Source organism: Streptomyces chryseus, assembly GCF_014650755.1.
In the GTDB taxonomy this organism is placed as follows: domain Bacteria; phylum Actinomycetota; class Actinomycetes; order Streptomycetales; family Streptomycetaceae; genus Streptomyces; species Streptomyces chryseus.
On the sequence record NZ_BMVO01000067.1, the window covers coordinates 1 to 1,934 of the forward strand.

The 1,934-nt window shown below is 67.0% G+C and carries 2 protein-coding genes; both read right to left on the reverse strand.

The features are described 5' to 3' along the window. The coding region (locus IE185_RS32765) for a helix-turn-helix transcriptional regulator (protein ID WP_189716566.1) at nucleotides 1-399 on the reverse strand (399 nt) is incomplete at its 3' end. Continuing rightward, the gene (locus IE185_RS32770; RefSeq protein ID WP_138894281.1) at nucleotides 396-950 is read right to left on the reverse strand and encodes a helix-turn-helix transcriptional regulator; all 555 of its coding nucleotides are present in this window, start codon (nucleotides 948-950) and stop codon (nucleotides 396-398) included. The genes IE185_RS32770 and IE185_RS32765, both read right to left, overlap by 4 nt. Between the last annotated feature and the right edge of the window lie 984 nt (nucleotides 951-1,934).

Genomic DNA, 1,934 nt, shown 5'->3' on the forward strand with positions numbered 1-1,934 from the left:
GCTGGTGCCGGTGCGGGCGTCTCGGGCCCGCGGGGGCCGGATGTCGCCGGTGGGGAAGTTCAGCGGCCACACGAACGTGTCGGGGGCTTTGAGGTGGTTGACCATGTGGGCCAGTGACTCGTAGCCGGCCAGCAGCGGGTGGATGAGCACCTCGCCCTTGCGCTGCCGCTCGCTGAGGATGCCTTTGTCCCGCAGCTGACCGATCGCGCGGGAGACCACGGACTGGGTCAGTCCGAGCCGTTCGGCGATGTCCTGCTGCCGGATGCGGACCACGCCGCCGGGCTCCTGGCGGGCGGTCAGGACGTCGAAGACATCGCGGGCCGTCGGCGACAGGCAGGCGTTCGGCAGGACCTCGAAGATCTCCGGGTTGTGGAAACCAGGGACAGGGGCGGAGCTCATCGCGTGGCCTCGTTCCTCACAGTCGGGATGACGATCTCGTGGGCCAGCAGCACCTTCTCCAGCGACCTCACCAGCTGCCGCTGCTTGATGCTGCCCCACCGGTAAGCGTAGAGCGGGTGGAGGCGGTAGACGCCCCGGCGCTCTTTCCAGGTGAAGTTGTGGTGGCTGAGCTGGGTGATCGCCCGGGACACCTTCGACTGCGAGACGCCGAACTTCCCGGCGAGCTCGCTCTGGGTCATCTCCACCAGGGCCTCGGTGTCGTGGTTGGTCTTCATGTGGTCCAGGACGTCGCGGGACATCCCGGTGAGCTTGAACTTCCACAGGTTGTCCTCGATCACCTGGGACATGCTCAGGTGCTGGGTGCCGTAGAAGACGTACGGCCTGCGCGGGGCGTCCTTGGTGAAGGTCCCGCCGTCGACAAGCTCCCCGAGCCGGAGCAGTAGCTTCTGCGCGGACTCCATGCCGTTGACGGCATCGGAGGGAGGCGGTGCGGGGGCCAGCCGAAACGTCTTCGCCGGCGCCTGTGCGCTGCGCCGCAAGGGCTGGGCCACGGGCCCCTCCTTCATGATCGTTGGTGCTGCATAACATAGCAGATCTGCGATGTTATGCAGGGGATCCATGCACGCGGCGGGCGTGTCTCTAGCCAGGAGAGATCTAGTCGGCTAGGGCGCATAGATCTCGGGCCGCACGACCAAGATCTATGCGTGCTGCGGCATATAACTTTCGCGTTTCCGCAGGTCAGGGGTTTGCTCCTATCTGTTCTTTAGAGGCGCGCCCGCCTGGACCCGCCACTACGCTCTCCAACCGCTGCATGCAGCGGCGAGGCGGCGGCCAGGCGGGGGAGGCCGCGGATCCATCCGCCGGCAGCCCGCCAGCTGCTGCACGTCGGCCTCCGATCGGGGCTGAGGCGGCTTCGCGTGCGGCTCCCTGGCACCGGTGCGGACCGTAGGCGGCGCCATCGGTAGCTGCGTCTCGGGTGGTACCGGCCGTGACGATCAAAAGCACGGGAGCGTGGCCGGTGCCGGTGGCGGGTTCCGCCGCCCGGCCTAGCGGCCGATCGGCTCAGGTACCTCCGCACGTTGAATTCCAGCGTTCCCATATCGGGCTTCCGTTCTGTGGCTAAGCTATTCAGGGCCGCGCAGTTCTCATTCTTGCCGGAGCTATTTGGCTGGGTTTAGTGGTGGCGCGGCAAGGAACCAAACGCTACACAGCCACTCGGCATGATGCATCACGCGGGCCGCGCATTCATCCGGCCGGATGATGCATCGCTGGAATCGGCCCCAAGGTAGCCGGTTGGCGTGTATGCTGGCGGGGTATTGATGAACGTGAGCGGCCGGTTTCGAGTTTGCGGGAGGGGTTCGGGTGGAGCGCAGCGGAACCCTTCCCTACGGTGGGGCCGGCCCCCGATTGGGCCGACGGTCCGTCACGCTCGTTGCGGGGGTGGTGGGCAGGAACCCCAAGCCCTACACAGGCCGGAGCGTGATGCACCTCCCCTTGCTGCCAGCCCCAGCGACCGTGCTTGCGCGGTCGCCTGC